The sequence below is a fragment of the Micromonospora sp. NPDC050495 genome, assembly GCF_040655175.1.
In the GTDB taxonomy this organism is placed as follows: domain Bacteria; phylum Actinomycetota; class Actinomycetes; order Mycobacteriales; family Micromonosporaceae; genus Micromonospora.
The window spans coordinates 1-17,216 of sequence record NZ_JBFAJK010000060.1; the positions used below are offsets into that span (position 1 = coordinate 1).

General features: G+C 73.9%; 13 protein-coding genes. 6 read left to right on the plus strand and 7 right to left on the minus strand.

Going from position 1 to position 17,216, the window contains the following annotated elements:
- Positions 1-119: 119 nt before the first annotated feature.
- The gene (locus AB0I11_RS31160) at positions 120-314 is read right to left on the minus strand and encodes a DNA-binding protein (protein ID WP_357328795.1); all 195 of its coding nucleotides are present in this window, start codon (positions 312-314) and stop codon (positions 120-122) included.
- 343 nt (positions 315-657) lie between these two features.
- Complete coding sequence (locus AB0I11_RS31165; RefSeq protein ID WP_357328858.1) at positions 658-2,055, minus strand: glycosyltransferase family 4 protein; 1,398 nt, start codon at positions 2,053-2,055, stop codon at positions 658-660.
- Positions 2,056-2,375: 320 nt separating this feature from the next.
- Here AB0I11_RS31165 and glgX point away from each other — a divergent pair, with 320 nt between their 5' ends.
- The 4 genes from glgX to AB0I11_RS31185 are packed head-to-tail and all read left to right on the plus strand — an operon-like array spanning position 2,376 to position 9,244.
- Positions 2,376-4,496 carry a glycogen debranching protein GlgX gene (gene glgX, locus AB0I11_RS31170; protein ID WP_357328798.1) on the plus strand — a complete coding sequence of 707 codons (2,121 nt, stop codon included), beginning with the start codon at positions 2,376-2,378 and terminating at the stop codon, positions 4,494-4,496.
- Between the two features lie 2 nt (positions 4,497-4,498).
- Positions 4,499-6,835, plus strand: coding sequence for a malto-oligosyltrehalose synthase (gene treY / locus AB0I11_RS31175; protein WP_357328801.1), 2,337 nt, complete (start codon positions 4,499-4,501; stop codon positions 6,833-6,835).
- Positions 6,832-8,565, plus strand: coding sequence for a malto-oligosyltrehalose trehalohydrolase (gene treZ / locus AB0I11_RS31180; RefSeq protein WP_357328804.1), 1,734 nt, complete (start codon positions 6,832-6,834; stop codon positions 8,563-8,565). Before treY ends, treZ begins: the two co-directional genes overlap by 4 nt.
- A gap of 46 nt (positions 8,566-8,611) precedes the next feature.
- Positions 8,612-9,244 carry a DUF6518 family protein gene (locus AB0I11_RS31185; RefSeq protein ID WP_357328807.1) on the plus strand — a complete coding sequence of 211 codons (633 nt, stop codon included), beginning with the start codon at positions 8,612-8,614 and terminating at the stop codon, positions 9,242-9,244.
- Between the two features lie 65 nt (positions 9,245-9,309).
- Here the strand turns inward: AB0I11_RS31185 and AB0I11_RS31190 are convergent, their stop codons facing one another.
- Positions 9,310-12,159, minus strand: a complete 2,850-nt coding sequence (locus tag AB0I11_RS31190) for a BTAD domain-containing putative transcriptional regulator (RefSeq protein ID WP_357328810.1) — start codon at positions 12,157-12,159, stop codon at positions 9,310-9,312.
- 113 nt (positions 12,160-12,272) lie between these two features.
- Entirely contained in the window at positions 12,273-12,908 is a 636-nt protein-coding gene (locus AB0I11_RS31195; protein WP_357328813.1) for a calcium-binding protein, read from the minus strand.
- 147 nt (positions 12,909-13,055) lie between these two features.
- Between AB0I11_RS31195 and AB0I11_RS31200 the strand changes: the two genes are divergently transcribed.
- A complete protein-coding gene (locus AB0I11_RS31200) occupies positions 13,056-13,625 on the plus strand; it encodes a GNAT family protein (RefSeq protein ID WP_357328816.1) in 570 nt (189 codons plus the stop codon).
- Positions 13,626-13,635: 10 nt separating this feature from the next.
- On the opposite strand, the gene AB0I11_RS31205 is transcribed toward AB0I11_RS31200, so the two are convergent.
- Positions 13,636-15,114: a glutamate--cysteine ligase gene (locus AB0I11_RS31205; protein WP_357328820.1), complete on the minus strand. Its 1,479-nt coding sequence runs from the start codon at positions 15,112-15,114 to the stop codon at positions 13,636-13,638.
- 186 nt (positions 15,115-15,300) lie between these two features.
- Here AB0I11_RS31205 and AB0I11_RS31210 point away from each other — a divergent pair, with 186 nt between their 5' ends.
- Positions 15,301-15,639 (plus strand): DUF3817 domain-containing protein, encoded by a 339-nt coding sequence (locus AB0I11_RS31210; RefSeq protein ID WP_357328823.1) that lies wholly within the window; start codon positions 15,301-15,303, stop codon positions 15,637-15,639.
- A gap of 9 nt (positions 15,640-15,648) precedes the next feature.
- Here the strand turns inward: AB0I11_RS31210 and AB0I11_RS31215 are convergent, their stop codons facing one another.
- Positions 15,649-16,509, minus strand: coding sequence for an alpha/beta hydrolase (locus AB0I11_RS31215; RefSeq protein ID WP_357328826.1), 861 nt, complete (start codon positions 16,507-16,509; stop codon positions 15,649-15,651).
- Between the two features lie 36 nt (positions 16,510-16,545).
- Positions 16,546-17,094, minus strand: coding sequence for a hypothetical protein (locus tag AB0I11_RS31220; RefSeq protein WP_357328861.1), 549 nt, complete (start codon positions 17,092-17,094; stop codon positions 16,546-16,548).
- Between the last annotated feature and the right edge of the window lie 122 nt (positions 17,095-17,216).

The window sequence follows — 17,216 nt, forward strand, 5'->3', positions numbered from 1 at the left end:
TGGCCACCAGGTACGACAAGCTCGCCTGCCGCTACCGCGCCACCGTGCAGATCGCCGACATCCTCATCTGGCTACGCGCGAAACCCGACCGCCGCCACTCATGATCCAGGAGACACGGCCTAGTCCATCTCGGGTCGCTTCTCGGCGATCCACCGCTCGACGTCCTCGGCGAGCCAGACGTTGCCCATCTGGAGCGCGGCAACGGGTTCGGGGAAGTCGCGGCGACTGGTGATCTGATACACGCGCTGTCGCGACACGCCTCCGAGGAGCACACGGATCTCCGCCGAGCCGACCAGCCGCAGCTTCTTGGCCATGTACCGGACGCTAGGTGTCCGACAACTAGTCACGTATCAGCTTGATGCACGCCTAGTAGGCGAGGATACTAGTCGTCTATCATCACCACGTGACTAGCAGCTGGGAACCTGAGCCGCCATTCCTCGTCATAGCCGCCGGCTTCATGGTCGATTTCCACACGCGCAAGCGCTGCCCGCACTGCCGTGCCGACGGGACATGCCCCCGCGTACAGCACGCCAAGAAGCTGCTCCGGGCCTGGCGTTTGACGGTCGAGGCGAGACGGAGACAGCGCTACTTCCGCTGTCCGTGACCGCGACGACGGCCGCCGTCCCATCCGGGTCGGCGGCCGTCGTGGCGCTCGGTTCAGCGTAGGCCGGCGGCGGCGAGCAGGTTGCCCTCCGGCAGGGCGGGCACGGGCCGGCCGAGGGCCATCCGCTGCTCCGCGCGGGCGGCGGTGAACGCCGGATCGCCCGCGATGGCGGCGGCGTACGCGGCGGCCGTGCGGGACGCGATGGCCGACCAGCCGTATTGCTCGTGGACCATGGCGCGGGCCCGGCGGGCCAGGGCGCGGGCGCGGTCCCGGTCTGCCAGCAGGGCGTGCACGGCCTCGGTGAGGCCGTCCGGGTCCTGCGGGGCGAAGGTCATCCCGGTGACGCCCGGCTCGACGATCTCGGCCAGCCCGCCGGTGCGCGAGACGGCCAGCGGTGCGCCGGCCGCGGCGCCCTCCAGGGCGACCATGCCGAACGGCTCGTAGATGCTCGGCACCGCGAAGCAGTCGGCGGCGGCCATCACGGCCGGCAGTTCGGTGCCGCCGAGGAAGCCCGGCATGCTCACCGTGGCGCCCAGCCCGAGCCGGTGCACCTCGGCCTCCAGGGTCGCCTTGTACGGCCCGTCGCCCACGATCACCGCGCGCAGGCCGGGGTGCCGGTCGCGCAGCCGGGGCAGCCCGGCGAGCAGGTGCTGCACGCCCTTCTCGTAGACCAGCCGGCCGGCGAAGGTGACCAGGGGGCCGTCCCCGGCGAACCGGGCCCGGGCGGTGGCGACCGCCGAGGCCGGCACCCGCCACCGCTGCGGCTCCACCCCGTTGGGCACCACGTCGACCCGGGCCGGCGCCACCCCGAACAGCGCACCCACCTCGTCGCGCATGTAGCCGGAGCAGACGATGACCCGGCCGGACTCGCTGGCCAGCCAGTGCTCGACGCCGTGGATGGTGCGGTTCATCTCCTCGGGCAGCCAGCCCTGGTGCCGGCCCGCCTCGGTGGCGTGGATGGTGCTGACCAGCGGAATGTCCAGGTGCTCGCGCAGCGTCATGGCGGTGTGCGCGACCAGCCAGTCGTGGGCGTGGATGACGTCGTACCCGCCGGACTCGGCGGCGCGCAGGGCGGCCCGGGTGAGGGTGTGGTTGAAGGCCATCGTCCAGGCCAGCAGCGAGCCGGTGGCGAGCGGGAAGGTGACCGGGTCCTCGGCGGCCCGGACGATCCGGACGCCGTCGGCGTACTCCTCCAGGGGCGCGCCGTCGGCGTGCCGGGTGACGACGGTGACCTCGTGGCCGGCGGCGGCCAGGGCGACGGAGAGGGCGTGCACGTGGCGGCCGAGGCCACCGACGAGCACGGGCGGGTACTCCCAGGACAGCATCAGGATGCGGCGGGTCCGGGGCGGCACGCCCGGCTGCGGGGGGATGGTGGGGCGGGAGGTGAGGGTGGGCCGGTGGGTCCGGTCCGTCGCGGTGGCGGGCTGCTCGCCGACCCGCAGGATGGTCACATCGATCTCCGTCCGTGCATGCTGGCGCACGCCGGCGACAGTGGCGGCGTGGAGGTGCGGTGAGGGTGGCCGAGCGGCCGGGTGGACCCGCGCGGGCGCGCACGTCCACGAACAAGGAAACGGCATCCGGCATCGAGCCGCATCTCGAAAAGGGCGTTGGTGACGGAAGACACCTGACGGGCCGGTCGGGGCCCGGACGGGTGGATTCGGGCTACCGTCCGAACGGGTGGATTGACAGCGCGTACGGCGGGGCAATAGCGGCGTGCGCATCGGCCGGCCCGCCCGTCCGGTGCGTTCACGATCATGGCCGAAGGAGCGACATGCAGGTCTGGCCGGGCGAGAGCTACCCCCTGGGCGCCACCTACGACGGGATGGGCACCAACTTCGCGATCTTCTCGGAGGTGGCGGAGAAGATCGAACTCTGCCTCTTCGACGAGTGGGACACCGGGGCCGAGCGCCGGGTCGAGCTGCGCGAGGTCGACGCCTACGTCTGGCACGCGTACCTGCCGGGCGTCGAGCCGGGTCAGCGCTACGGGTACCGGGTGTACGGCCCGTGGGACCCGGCCAACGGGCTGCGCTGCAATCCGCAGAAGCTGCTCCTCGACCCGTACGCGAAGGCGGTCGACGGGGAGGTCGGCTGGGGCCCGGCCGTCTACGACTACGAGGTGGGCGGCGACCCGGACCGGCGCAACGACACCGACTCGGCGCCGTTCATGCCGAAGTCGGTGGTGGTGAACCCGTACTTCGACTGGGGCAACGACCGGCCGCCGCGCACGCCCTACCACCACTCGGTGATCTACGAGGCGCACGTGCGCGGGCTGACCATGCGCCACCCCGACATCCCCGAGGAGCTGCGCGGCACGTACGCGGCCATCGCCTCACCGGTGATGATCGACTACTTCACCCGGCTCGGGGTGACCGCGGTCGAGCTGATGCCGGTGCACGAGTTCGTGCACGACCACCGCCTGACCGACCTGGGGCTGCGCAACTACTGGGGCTACAACACCATCGGCTTCTTCGCCCCGCACCACGGCTACTCGGCCCTGGGCCGGCTCGGCCAGCAGGTGCAGGAGTTCCGGGGCATGGTCAAGGCGCTGCACGCGGCCGGCATCGAGGTCATCCTCGACGTGGTCTACAACCACACCGCCGAGGGCAACCACCTCGGGCCGTCGCTGAGCTTCAAGGGCATCGACACCCCGAGCTACTACCGGCTCTCGGAGGACGATCGCCGCTACTTCGTCGACTACACCGGCACCGGCAACAGCCTCAACGTGCGCAGCCCGCACTCCCTGCAACTGATCATGGATTCGCTGCGCTACTGGGTCACCGAGATGCACGTCGACGGCTTCCGCTTCGACCTCGCGGCCACCCTGGCCCGGGAGTTCTACGAGGTGGACCGCCTGTCGACCTTCTTCGAGGTGGTGCAGCAGGATCCGGTGGTCGGCCGGGTCAAGCTGATCGCCGAGCCGTGGGACGTCGGCCCGGGCGGCTACCAGGTGGGCAACTTCCCGCCGCAGTGGACCGAGTGGAACGGCAAGTACCGGGACACCGTGCGGGACTTCTGGCGCGGCGAGCCGGCCACCCTGGCCGAGTTCGCCTCCCGCATCTCCGGCTCCGCCGACCTCTACCAGGACGACGGGCGGCGACCGTTCCACAGCATCAACTTCGTCACCTGCCACGACGGGTTCACCCTCACCGACCTGGTCTCCTACAACGACAAGCACAACGAGGCCAACGGCGAGGAGAACCGGGACGGGGAGAGCCACAACCGGTCCTGGAACTGCGGCGTCGAGGGGGAGACCGACGACCCGGGCGTACGGGCCCTGCGCGCCCGGCAGCGGCGCAACTTCCTGGCCACCCTGATCCTGAGCCAGGGCGTGCCGATGCTCGGGCACGGCGACGAGCTGGGCCGCACCCAGCGCGGCAACAACAACGCGTACTGCCAGGACAGCGAGCTGGCCTGGGTCGACTGGGAGCACGCCGACGAGGAGCTGCTGGCCTTCGTCCGCCGGCTCACCGCGTTCCGGGCGCGGCACCAGGTGTTCCACCGCCGGCGGTTCTTCACCGGGCTGCCGGTCGGCGGGCGCGCCGCCGGCACCGACCTGCCCGACCTGGCCTGGTACACCCCGGACGGCCGGGAGATGACCGGTGAGGACTGGGGCAACGACTTCGGCCGCTCGGTGGCTCTCTTCGTCAACGGCGACGGCATCCCGGAACGCGGCCAGTACGGCCAGCGCCACCGGGACGACTCGTTCCTGCTGCTGTTCAACGCCCACGACGCGCCGCTGGACTTCACCCTGCCCGGCCCCGAGTTCGGGCCGCGGTGGGAGCTGGTGATCAGCACGGCGGAACCGGATCCGGAGAAGACCCTCACGGTCGAGGCGGGCGGGAGCGTCTGCGTCCCCGACCGCTCGCTGCTGGTCCTGGAGAGGACGGCCTGACCATGCCCGACACCCCCCACCCCGACGAGACGACCGCACCGGCGACGCGGGTGGGGTCGACCTACCGCGTCCAGGTCCGCCCCGGCTTCGACCTCGACGCCACCGCCGGCCTCGCCGGCTACCTGGCCGACCTCGGCGTCACCCACCTCTACAGCGCGCCCCTGCTCACCGCCGCCCCCGGCTCCCAACACGGCTACGACGTGGTCGACCACCGGTCGGTCAACCCGGAACTCGGCGGCGAGGCCGGCCGGCAGCGGCTGGTCCGGGCGCTGCGCGCGGCCGGGCTCGGCCTGGTCGTGGACATCGTGCCCAACCACGCCGGGGTGGCCCGGCCGGCGGCCAACCCGGCCTGGTGGGACGTGCTGCGCCGGGGGCGCGCCTCGGCGTACGCGGACTGGTTCGACATCGACTGGGACCGGGGCCGGCTGCTGCTGCCGGTGCTCGCCGACGCCCCCGACGCCCTGGACGACCTTAAGCTGGTCGACGGGGAGCTGCGCTACCACGAGCACCGCTTCCCGGTCGCCGACGGCACCGGGGACGGGACGCCGCGCGAGGTGCACGACCGGCAGCACTACGAGCTGGTCGCCTGGCGGCGCGGCGACCGGGAGCTGACGTACCGCCGGTTCTTCGCCGTCTCCGACCTGGCCGGGCTGCGGGTGGAGGACCCGGCGGTGTTCCAGGCCACGCACGCGGAGATCCTGCGCTGGGTCGACGCCGGCGACGTCGACGGCATCCGGGTCGACCACCCGGACGGGCTGCGCGACCCGGGCGGCTACCTGACCCGGCTGCGCGCCGCCGCGCCGGCCGCGTGGCTGGTGGTGGAGAAGATACTGGAGTACGGCGAGGAGCTGCCGGACTGGCCGGTCGAGGGCACCACCGGCTACGACGCGCTCGCCGCGGTGTGCGGGCTCTTCGTCGACCCGGCCGCCGAGGCGGACTTCACGGCGCTGGACGGCCGGCTCACCGGCCGGCACACCTCCTGGCAGGACCTCACCCACGAGACCAAGCTGGCCGCCGCCACCCGGCTGCTCGCCGCCGAGCTGCACCGGCTGGCCGCGCTCGTCCCCGAGCTGGCCGGCGAGCAGGTCCGGGCGGCCCTGGCCGAGCTGGCCGCCGCCTTCGGTGTCTACCGCGGCTATCCGCCGGAGGGGGCCCGGCACCTCGCCGCCGCGCGCGCCGAGGCCGGCCGGCGCCGCCCCGACCTGAGCGCCGTCCTGGACGCGGTCACCGCCCGGCTGCGCGACCCCGACCACGAGCTGGCCGCCCGGTTCCCGCAGTTCACCGGCGCGGTGATGGCCAAGGGCGTGGAGGACACCGCGTACTACCGGTGGAGCCGGTTCGTCGCGCTCAACGAGGTGGGCGGCAGCCCGGCCCACTTCGGCGTGCCGCCGGCCGAGTTCCACCGCTTCGCCGCCGCCCGGCAGGTCCGCTGGCCGGCGAGCATGACCACGCTGTCCACCCACGACACCAAGCGCGGCGAGGACGTCCGGGCCCGCCTCGCGGTGCTGTCCGAGCTGCCCGGCCGCTGGGCCGAGCGGGTGGCCGACTGGACGTCCCGGGCGCCGCTGCCCGACCCGGCCCTCGCCCACCTGCTCTGGCAGACCGCCGTCGGCGCCTGGCCCATCGAGCGGGAGCGGCTGCACGCGTACGCGGAGAAGGCCGCCCGGGAGGCGTCGGTCTCGACCGGCTGGGCCGACCCCGACCCGGCCTTCGAGCACGAGCTGCACGCCCTGGTCGACCGGATGTACGACGACCCGGAGCTGCACGCCCAGCTGACCGCGTTCGCCGCCGAGATCACCCCGGCCGGCTGGTCCAACGCGCTCGGGCAGAAGCTGGTGCAGCTCGCCATGCCCGGCGTGCCGGACACCTACCAGGGCACCGAGCTGTGGGAGAACTCCCTGGTCGACCCGGACAACCGCCGCCCGGTCGACTTCGCCGTACGCCGGGACCTGCTGGCCCGGCTCGACGCCGGTGACCGGCCGGCGGTGGCCGCCGACGGCGCGGCCAAGCTGCTCGTGGTCTCCCGCACCCTGCGGCTGCGCCGCGACCACCCGGAGCTGTTCACCGGCTACCGGCCGGTGCCGGCGCGCGGCCCGGCCGGCGGGCACGCGGTGGCCTTCGACCGGGGCGGCGCGATCGCGGTGGCCACCCGGCTGCCGCTGGGGTTGGCGCGGGCCGGCGGGTGGCGTGACACGAGACTGTCACTTCCTGTTCATCGGGTCACTGACTTGTTCACCGGCCAGGTCTACAGTGGGTCTGAGCTGCTCCTTCATGATCTGTTGAGCACCTATCCCGTCGCCCTGCTGGCTCCCACCGACTCCGTGGAGGCTGCCGCATGACCGAGTTCACGGTGTGGGCGCCCGAGGCCGCCCGGGTCCGGCTGCGCCTGCCCGGCGCCGCCGACCACGACATGCGCTCCGGGTCGGGCGGCTGGTGGCGGGTCGAGGTGCCCGGCGCGGGGCCGGGCACCGACTACGCGTTCCTGCTCGACGACGACGAGCAGGCGCTGCCGGACCCCCGGTCGGCCTGGCAGCCGCAGGGCGTGCACGGGCCGAGCCGCCGCTACGACCACGCCGCGTTCGACTGGACCGACCAGGGCTGGACCGGCCGGCAACTGCCCGGCAGCGTCCTCTACGAGCTGCACGTCGGCACGTTCACCCCGGAGGGCACCTTCGACGCGGCGATCGGCCGCCTCGACCACCTGGTCGACCTCGGTGTCGACCTGGTCGAGCTGCTGCCGGTCAACGCCTTCAACGGCGAGCACAACTGGGGCTACGACGGCGTCTGCTGGTACGCGCCGCACGAGCCGTACGGCGGGCCGGACGGGCTCAAGCGTTTCGTCGACGCGGCGCACGCCAAGGGGCTGGGGGTGATCCTCGACGTCGTCTACAACCATTTCGGGCCCTCCGGGGCCTACGCGCCGCGCTTCGCGCCGTACCTGGCCGAGCAGAGCAACCCGTGGGGCCGCACGGTCAACCTGGACGGGCCGCACTCCGACGGGGTGCGCCGCTACGTCGTCGACAGCGTGCTGATGTGGTTGCGCGACTACCACGTCGACGGGCTGCGGCTCGACGCGGTGCACGCCCTGCCCGACTCCCGGGCCACCCACCTGCTCGAGGAGATGGCGGCCGAGGTGGAGGGCCTCTCCACCCACCTGGGCCGGCCGCTGTCGCTGATCGCCGAGAGCGACCTCAACGACCCGAAGCTGATCACCCCCCGGGAGGCCGGCGGGTACGGCCTGCACGCCCAGTGGAACGACGACGCCCACCACGCGCTGCACAGCCTGCTCACCGGGGAACGGCAGGGCTACTACGCTGACTTCGGCTCGCTGGAATGCCTCACCGACGTGCTGACCGGCGGCTTCTTCCACGCCGGCACCTGGTCCAGCTTCCGCAACCGCAGCCACGGCCGGCCGGTGGACCGGCAGCGCACGCCGGGGCACCGGTTCGTGGCGTACCTGCAGAACCACGACCAGATCGGCAACCGGGCCACCGGGGACCGGATCTCGGCGACCCTGTCGGCGGGGTTGCTGCGGGTCGGCGCCACCCTGCTGATGACCGCGCCGTTCACCCCGATGCTGTTCATGGGGGAGGAGTGGGCGGCCAGCACCCCGTGGCAGTTCTTCACCAGCCATCCCGAGCCGGAGCTGGCCACGGCGGTGGCGACCGGGCGGCGGCGGGAGTTCGCGGCGCACGGCTGGCCGCCGGGGGAGGTGCCCGACCCGCAGGACCCGCAGACCTTCGTCCGGTCCCGGCTGGACTGGGCCGAGTTGGACAAGCCCGAGCACCGGGAGATGTACGACTTCCACCGGCGGCTGATCGCCCTGCGCAAGAGCCGCCCCGAGCTGTCCGACCCGCGGTTGAGCCACGTCGACGTGCGGCACGGCGATCAGTTCCTGCTGATGCGCCGGGGCGAGTGCCTGGTGGTGGCCAACCTGGCCGGCAAGCCGCAGCGGATCAATCTGCCCGGGGTGGTGCGCAGCGTGCTGCTGGCCACCTCCGAGGGGGTCACCGTGATGCGCGACGGCATCGAGCTGCCGCCGGAGTCCGCCGCGATCGTGGCGCTGTAGTCGGGCGGTTCGCGGCCCCGTTTGCATACTGGGTATGCTGCGCGCCGTGAATCCTGGTCATCGCGCGGTCGTGGGCATCTCGGTGGCCGGCGGCGTCGCGCTCGGCTTTCTCGACTTCCTGTGGATCAAGTTCCTGCCCTACCCGTTCGCCGAGCTGGGCAACTCCACGGCCACCTGGGCCGTTGCCGCCTTCTTCCTGGGCCGCTGGGTGCGCTCGGGCCCGCCGCGCGCCGCCCTGGCCGCCTCGGTCCTGCTCGTCGTCGCGGTACCCAGCTACTACCTCGCGGCGACCCTCGTCCAGGGTGACGACCTGGCCGTGCTCTGGGCGCCCTCGTCGGTGCTCTGGATGGCGTTCGGGGTGGTCGCGGGCGTGGTGTTCGGCGTCGGCGGGACCTGGAGCCGCCGCGCCGGCTGGCGGCCGGTGGTCGGCACAGCGCTGCCGGCCGCCGTGTTCGTCGAGGAGGCCGCCCGGTTCGCCGGCCGCGTCAACGACCCCGGTTATCCGGGCGCGGGCTGGAACGTGGCCATCGACCTCGCGCTCGGCGTCCTGCTCCTCGTGCTTGTCGGCCGGTCGCACCGACAGCGGGCGCTAGCCGCCGCGGTGGCCCTGCCGCTGGCCGGCCTCATCCTGGTCGCCTTCGCGGTCGTCGGCGGCTCGGCCGCGAGCGCCCTCGGGTGACGGGGACCTGCCGGCGCCGGTTCGCGGCGCGGCGGTCCGCCCCGCTTCGGCGCGCGCCGCGGGCCTCACCGGTCCGGGCACCCGGCCAGCTTCCGGCGGACCGCCTCGGCATCGGCGTGGCCGATTTCCTCGAAGAGCGCGAGTGAGCGCCGCCAGGCGTCCCGGGCGGCGAGCGACCGGCCCGCCGCCGCCCAGGTGTCCCCGAGGTGATCCAGCACGATGCCCTCGGCGTGCCGGTCACCCATCCCGGCGAAGAGGGCGAGCGCCTGCTGGAAGCAGTCGACGGCCTGCTCGTGCTCGCCCAGGTGGTGGTGGGCGTAGCCGATGCTGTCCCACGTGTTCGCCTGCCCGTACGCGCTGCCGACCTGCTCGGACAGGGCCAGCGCCCGGCGGCAGAAGGCGATCGCGTCGCGGTGCTCGCCGAGCTGCGAGTGGTACCAGCCGATCGCGTTGAGCGCGACCGCCTGCTTGAGCGGGCTCCCGACCCGCTCGTAGAGGGCGAGGCTCTGCCGCGCGTGCGGCAGAGCCTCCCGGGGCCGACGCTGCCGGTCCTGGAGCATGCTCAGGTCGAAGTGGGTGTGCGCCCGCCCCTCGTCGTCGGCCAGCGCGGCGAACAGGTCCAGCGCCGCGAGCAGGTTGCGCTGCGCCTCCTCGTACCGGCCCAGGTTGGAGCAGGCCCCGGCCAGCAGCCGGTGCGCCTGGGCCTGGGCCGGGCGGTCACCCAGCCGCCCCGTCGACTCGACCGCCCGGCGGGCCACCGTGGCCCAGTCGTGCCAGTGGCCCTGCCGGTCGAAGTAGGTGGCCAGGGTCCACGAGAGCTGCCCGGTCGCGGCGTCCAGGCCGGCGCCGCCGGCGTACTCGATGGTCGCCAGGAGCACCTGGTGTTCGCGGGTGAACCAGGCCAGCGCCGCCGCCAGGTCGTCGAGCCGCTCGGCGGTCACCCCGGGCGCGGTGGGCGGCAGGGTCAGCGGATCGCGCTGCGGGGACAGCAGCAGCGCGGCGGCGTGCGCGGTGTGCAGGTGGTGGTCGACCAGCCGGCACAGCGCCGACCGGGAACCGGTCGGATCCCCGGCCGCCCGCTCGACCGCGAACACCCGGACCAGGTCGTGCATGCGGTACCGGCCCGGGACGTGCTCCTGGACCAGGTACGCGTCGGTGAGCTCGCGCAGCAGCGGGCGCAGCCCGTCCGGCGTACGGGCGGTCAGGCTGGCCACGGCGGCCCGGCCGATGTCCGGGCCCGGGGCCAGGCCGAGCAGCGTGAAGACCGCCGCGGCGGGCGGCGTGAGCGCCCGCACCGAGCTGGACAGCACCACTCGCAGGTTCGTCGTCACCTCGTCGCCGTCTAGCACGTCCAGCGGGCTGGTCGCGGCGGCCAGCTCCGCCGCGATCGACGACAGGGCGAGGTCGGGGCGGAGCGCGGCGCGCGCCGCCACGATCCCGAGGGCCAGCGGCAGGCCACCGCAGAACCGCAGGATGTCCGCGACGGCGTCGGGCTCGCCCGCGACCCGCGCGGCGCCCACCTGCCGGACGAGCAGTTCGTGTGCCTCGCCGTCGGGCAGCACGTCCAGCGGCAGCGGTCGTGCGCCGTGGGTGGTGACGAGGCTGGCCAGTTGCCGGCGGCTGGTCACCAGGACCGCGCTCGTGGGGGTGCCGGGCAGCAGCGGGATCACCGTGCCGGCGTCGCGGGCGTCGTCGAGGACGACGAGCATCCGGCGGCCGGCCACCAGCGTGCGGTACAGCGACGCCTGCGCCTCCGGCTCGGCCGGCACCCGCGCCGGTTCGACGCCGAGCGCTTCGAGGAAGCCGCGTACGGCCGCCGGCCAGCCCACCGGGAGGGCGGTCGGGTCGAAGCCGCGCAGGTTGACGTAGAGCTGCCCGTCGGGAAAACGCTCGGCGTTGGCGTGCGCCCACCGCAGGGCCAGCCAGGTCTTGCCGACCCCACCGCCGCCACCGATGGACGAGATCACGACCGGCGATCCGCGGTCCGGGTGCCCCGCGCCGCCGAGTTGGTCGTCGAGGCGCGCGAGCTGGGCGGCCCGGCCGGCGAACACCCCGGGCGACGCCGGCAACTGCCGGGGCGCAGTGGGCACCGCCGGGGTCGCGCCGGGCCGGCCGGGTGCCGGGTCCGGAGCCGCGGTCGGTTCGGCGCCGCCCGCCGGGGGCAGGTCCGGCGCGGCGAGCGCCGGATCGGCGGTGAGGATCCGCTGGTACAGCAGGGCCAGCGGCGGGCTGGGATCGGTGCCGACCTCGGCGGCCAGCCGGTGGCGCATCTGGTGGAACTGCGCGAGGGCGTCGGCCTGCCGTCCGCACCGGTACAGCGCGAGCATCGCCTGCCCCGCGAGGCGTTCGTCCCACGGGTACCGGCTGCTCAGCGCCAGGACGTCGGGGAGCAGCTGCGCGTGCCGGCCATGCCGCAGGGCCAGGTCGTTGCGGTCCAGCGTGGCCGCGAGGCGCTGCCGGTCCAGGGTCTGCCGGTAGGCGACCAACCACGGTGTGGCCAGCCCGGCGAACGCCTCGCCCCGCCAGAGCCCCAGCGCCCGCTCCAGGCAGCTGATCGCGGTCGCGTCGTCGGTAGTGCGCCGGGCCTGCTCGACCAGTTCGTGGAAGCGGTGCAGGTCGACACGGTCCGGGTCGACGGCGAGCAGGTAGCCGGGATGACGTCGGGCGATGCGGACCTCGCCCGCGTCGGCCAGCGCCTGGCGGAGCCGGGACAGGTAGCCGCGCAGGGTGACGGCGGCCGCGTCCGGCACCTCGTCGCCCCAGACCCGGCCGATGAGCTGCTCGGTCGCGACCACCCGGTTGGGCTCGACCAGCAGGGCGGCGAGGACACACTGCTGACGGGCGTGACCGATCCCGACCGCCCGGCCGTCGATCCGGACGTCCAGGTCGCCGAGTACCCGGAACTCCACCGCCACGGCCTACGACGCTAGCCGCGGTCGGTTGTGGCCGGAGCGGGCCTGACGAGGATCCGACACGCGGCGGCCCGCGGGCCCGGCCTTCGGACCCGCGGACCACCGAGGTGGGCCGATCAGGGGCAGTTGACGGTGGGCAGGTCCAGTGTGGGCCGGCAGTCGTCGACGTCCGGGCCGCCGTCACCGAAGTCGCCGGAGCCGAGGCCACCGACCAGGATGTCCACCCCTCCGTCACCGTAGAGGCTGTCGTTGTCCCGCTCGCCGTCCAGCCGGTCGTCGCCGTCCAGGGCGCTCGGCCCGATGAACCGGTCGCCGTGGATGGTGTCGGTGCCGCCGTCGCCGTGGAGGTTGTCGTTGCCCAGGTCACCCCAGATGTCGTCGCCGACCGCCCCGCCGTAGACGATGTCGTCACCGCTGTCGGCCTGGATGTTGTCGCTCCCGTCGAGCCCGCAGATGATGTCGTCGTGGACGCTCCCGACGATCACGTCGGAGCCGGTCCTGCCGATGATGAACTCCGGGCCGTTGTTGTTGTTGCTGAGGTAGAGCCCGCCGGCGGGAACGTGCTGCGGGGAGTACCCGGCCGGCACCGGCGCGCCGGAGTACGGGCCGCAGTCGGCGGGGACCAACACGACCGCCGCGGCCGCTGGCGCGGCGGTGGCGCCGGCCAGCCCCGCGGTGGCCAGGACGAGTGCCCCGGCCACCGCGACGGCCCGGCGGCCGGTCGGCGGTGTGGAACGGAAACGGTGTGGCATGACCTTCTCCTTACTGCTGGTGGGTGCGAGAAGCGTCGCCACCGGGCGTTGCACGGACGTGCAGCAGACGTTGAGCCGCGGCGGTGCGCCGGCCCGGAGCACGCCGGGGGACAGCGAGACGCGCCGCCGGCCGCTAGCGTTCCGGACATGGACGAGGCGGAGCCGAGGCTCGTCGGCATCGCGCACCAGGCGGGCGGCGGCACGGTCCGGCTGCGTCCGGTGGCCGAGCCGGACCTGGCGATGCTCCGCCGGTTCCGCACCGAGCCGGGCCTGATCGGGCTGGACTGGGACGGCTTCCGGGACCCGGGCGCGCCGGCCCGCCGGTACGCCGAGGACGGCTGGCTGGGCGAGCGGGACGGCCGGCTCGTCGTCCAGGTCGAGCCCGAGGAGGCCGCCGCCGGGATCGTGAGCTACCGGTGGGGTCTCTACGGCGGACGCGCACCGTACTGGGAGATCGGCATCGCGCTGCTGCCCGAGTGGCGTGGCCGGGGCATCGGGTGGCGGGCCCAGGCGCTGTTCTGTGACTACCTGTTCGCGCACACGCCGGCGCAGCGGATCCAGGCCGGCACCCACCCGGAGAACGTCGCCGAGCAGCGGTCGCTGGAGAAGGCGGGCTTCCAGCTCGAAGGGGTCATCCGCGCCTGCGAGTTCCGGGCCGGCGCCTGGCGCGACGGCTGGCTCTACAGCCGGCTGCGCGACGACCCGTCCCCGCTGTGAGCCCGGGCGGTCACGGGATCGGCCACTCGTGGACCGGGCGGTTGCTGTGCATCAGGTCGACGTAGTGGCGGACCACCTCGCGCAGCGCCGCCGGCCGGTCCAGGTGGTCGGCGGACTCCAACCGGTGCAGCGTCTCCACCTGCCAGGTGGCGCCGTTGCGGCCGGTCAGGCAGCGCTGCTCGATGATGCCGAGCAGCCGGTCCCGCTCGTCCGGGTCCAGACCCCACCGGTCCAGCCCGTGGTGCGCCAGCGGCAGCAGCCGGCGCAGCACCAACTCGGTCACCGGCAGGTAACCCAGCCCGGGCCAGTACACCTGCGCGTCGATGCCGTGCCGGGCGCAGATGGTGAAGTTCTCCTCGGCGGCGCTGAACGACATCTGCGACCACAGCGGCCGGTCCGACTCGGCGAGCGCGCGGACCAGGCCGAAGTAGAAGGCGCCGTTGGCGACCGTGTCCAGCACGGTCGGGCCGGCGGGCAGCACCCGGTTCTCCACCCGCAGGTGCGGACGGCCGTTGAACACGTCGTAGACCGGGCGGTTCCACCGGTAGACGGTGCCGTTGTGCAGCCGCAACTCGGCCAGCCGGGGCACGCCGCCGCCGGCCAGCGCCTCGGCCGGGTCCTCCGGGTCACAGACCGGCAGCAACGCGGGGAAGTAGCGGACGTTCTCCTCGAACAGGTCGAAGACGCTGGTGATCCAGCGTTCGCCGAACCAGACCCGGGGGCGTACGCCCTGGGCCTTGATCTCCTCGGCGCGGGTGTCGGTGGCCTGCTGGAACAGGGGCACCCGGGTCTCCCGCCACAGCTCCCGGCCGAACAGCAGCGGTGAGTTGGCGCCCAACGCCACCTGCACGCCGGCGATCGCCTGGGCGGCGTTCCAGTGGTCGGCGAACTGCGCCGGGCTGACCTGGACGTGGAACTGGGTGCTGGTGCAGGCGGCCTCGGGGGTGATCGTGTCGGCGGTGACCGCCAGCCGTTCCACACCGCTGATCGCGATCCGCAGGTCCTCGCCGCGGGCGGCGAAGATCTGCTCGTTGAGCAGCGCGTAGCGGGGGTTGGCCGAGAGCGTCTCGGCGGTCAGGTGCTCCGGGCGCAGCGTCGGCAGGATGCCGATCATCACCATGTGGGCGCCGACCGTCCGGGCCTTCTCCTCGGCGGCGTTGAGGCTGGCCCGGACGTGCTCCTCGAACTGTGCCGTGCCGGTGCCGGTCAGCCGGCGCGGCGCCACGTTGATCTCCACGTTGAACTGGCCCAGCTCGGTCTGGAAGCTCGGGTCGGCCACCGCCGCCAGCACGTCGGCGTTGCGCATCGCCGGCTGCGCCTCGTCGTCGACCAGGTTCAGCTCGATTTCCAGGCCGGTCATGGGCCGTTCCACGTCGAAGCGCGACTCGCGCAGCATCTCGGCGAAGACGTCCAGGCAGCGCCGCACCTTGTCGCGGTAGCGGGCCCGGTCCTCGCGGCTGAAGGTCCGTACGCCGACGTCCTCGCCCATGGTCACCGCCCTGTCACCGTTGGTTCCCCTAACCTCGCACGTGCCGGCGGCAGCGGGGAAGACTTGAAACACCCTTTACCTACCCAGGGGCGGCCGACGTGACGCCTGTCGCGTTCGGCCGGGCGACCGCCCGGATTCCCGCCGCGGGCTGGCTAGCATGGCCGGCGAGCGAGGGGGAGTGGGTTGATGCGCGAGACGTGGATCCGGCCGTTCGTGGCGGCGGCGGTCGCCGAGGCCTGCTCCTGGGCCGCCCTGCTGGCCGGCATGGCGGTCAAGTACGGGCCGCCGCGCAACGAGTTGGGCGTGCACGTGTTCGGCCCGATCCACGGTGCGCTCTTCGTGGCGTACGGGCTGCTCGTGCTGGTGGTGGCCCGGCAGCGGCGCTGGTCGCGGTGGCACACCGCGATCGCGCTGGCCTGCGCCGTGCCGCCGTTCGCCACGGTGCTCTTCGAGCGCTGGGCGCGTCGCCGCGGCCTGCTCGGCACCCCGGCGCGCGCCGACCGTCCCCGCACCCTGGTCGGCTGACCGCCCGGGTCACCCGGCCAGGAAGTCGCGGAGCAGGGCGGCCAGTTCGGTGGGCGCCTCCTCGGCCAGGTGATGCCCGGAGTCGACCGAGGCCACCCGTACGTCGTTCGCCCAGTCCCGCCAGATCGCGGCCGGGTCGCCGTACAGGTCGACCAGGTCGTCCCGCTCCGACCAGGCGAAGAGCACCGGACAGCCGATCCGCCGGCCGGCCGCCCGGTCGGCGTCGTCCGCGGCCCGGTCGGGGCCGAGCCCGGCCCGGTAGTCCTCGCACATCGCGTGGACGGTGGCCGGGTCGTGGATGGCCCGCCGGTAGTCGGCGTACGCCTCCGCGCCCATCGCCTCCGGCGAGCCGCCGTACCACGCGTCCGGATCGGCGTTGATCACCCGCTCGGCCGGCTTGGCGAGCTGCCCGAGGAAGAACCAGTGCCACCAGCGCGCGGCGAACCGGGCGTCGCAGCGGGACAGGGCCTCGCCGATCGGCACCCCGTCGAGCACCCCGAGCCGGCTCACCCGGTCCGGGTGGTCCAGGGCCGCCCGCATCGCCACGTACGAGCCCCGGTCGTGGCCGACGACCGCGGCGCGCCGGTGGCCGAGCGCGTCGAGCAGCGCCACCACGTCGGCGGCCATCGCCCGCTTCGAGTAGACGGTGTGCCCGGGGTCGCTCGGCGGTTTCGAGGAGCCGCCGTAGCCGCGCAGGTCCGGGCAGATCACGGTGTGCCCGTCGGCGAGCAGGGGGGCGACCCGGTGCCAGGTGGCGTGGGTGCGCGGGTGGCCGTGCAGGAGCACCACGGCCGGCCCGGAGCCGCCGTAGCGGACCCGCAGGCGGACCGGGCCGACGTCGATCTCGTCGAGGGTGAAGCCGGGGAACATGGCCGCGACGGTGCCCCGGCCCGGCGCGGCGGAAACCTAGCTGACGACGGAGCAGGCGGCGACGGCCAGCACGACCAGCGCGCCGAGCGCCGCCTGGAGCAGCAGCGGCGGGCCGAGATGGGACCAGACGGTGGCGGTGCGCGGCGTGAGCAGCTGACCGGTGGTCAGGTTGACGATCCGCTCGATCCGGGGCGGCAGGTCCGGGTCCCGCTGCGGGCGCAGGGTGAGCTGCACGTGGTCGCCCGGGTGCAGGGCGCTCTGCGGGAGGTGGCCGTGCAGCTCGACCTCCAGCAGCCGGTCCGCGACGTCGCGCACCCGCACCGGGGTGACCAGGAACTCCGGCCCCTTCTTCAGCTCCTTGAAGCTGCGCCGGGCGGCCCCGCCGCCGCTGCTCAGCAGCGCTCGTACCACCCGCATCAGCAGCCCCGCCACGCCGGCCGCGGTGAGCACCGCGACCAGCACCGGCTGCCCCACCCGCACCTCACGGGCGTAGCCCTCCATGAGCCGGACCAGCCGGCCGGTGACGACGCGTTCCGTGGGGTGGACGACGCGCCGGGCGCGCAGCTCCGTGTCCATGTTCACCACCCAGAGTCCCGTTCTGTTCACTGATGGTATCGGCCCTCCGGGTTGAACGACGTGAATGAACGCCGGTCACGCCCCGGCCGGTCAGGTGACATCCCGGATGGCGCGGGTATGCGAGCGGCCGA

What these genes read in the sequence shown, in the direction of transcription:
- AB0I11_RS31205 (WP_357328820.1), bottom strand. Translation starts at nt 15,114, where the DNA reads ATGGGCGAGGACGTCGGCGTACGGACCTTCAGCCGCGAGGACCGGGCC.
- AB0I11_RS31210 (WP_357328823.1), top strand. Translation starts at nt 15,301, where the DNA reads ATGCGCGAGACGTGGATCCGGCCGTTCGTGGCGGCGGCGGTCGCCGAG.
- glgX (WP_357328798.1), top strand. Translation starts at nt 2,376, where the DNA reads ATGCAGGTCTGGCCGGGCGAGAGCTACCCCCTGGGCGCCACCTACGAC.
- AB0I11_RS31200 (WP_357328816.1), top strand. Translation starts at nt 13,056, where the DNA reads ATGGACGAGGCGGAGCCGAGGCTCGTCGGCATCGCGCACCAGGCGGGC.
- AB0I11_RS31215 (WP_357328826.1), bottom strand. Translation starts at nt 16,509, where the DNA reads ATGTTCCCCGGCTTCACCCTCGACGAGATCGACGTCGGCCCGGTCCGC.
- AB0I11_RS31160 (WP_357328795.1), bottom strand. Translation starts at nt 314, where the DNA reads ATGGCCAAGAAGCTGCGGCTGGTCGGCTCGGCGGAGATCCGTGTGCTC.
- treY (WP_357328801.1), top strand. Translation starts at nt 4,499, where the DNA reads ATGCCCGACACCCCCCACCCCGACGAGACGACCGCACCGGCGACGCGG.
- treZ (WP_357328804.1), top strand. Translation starts at nt 6,832, where the DNA reads ATGACCGAGTTCACGGTGTGGGCGCCCGAGGCCGCCCGGGTCCGGCTG.
- AB0I11_RS31195 (WP_357328813.1), bottom strand. Translation starts at nt 12,908, where the DNA reads ATGCCACACCGTTTCCGTTCCACACCGCCGACCGGCCGCCGGGCCGTC.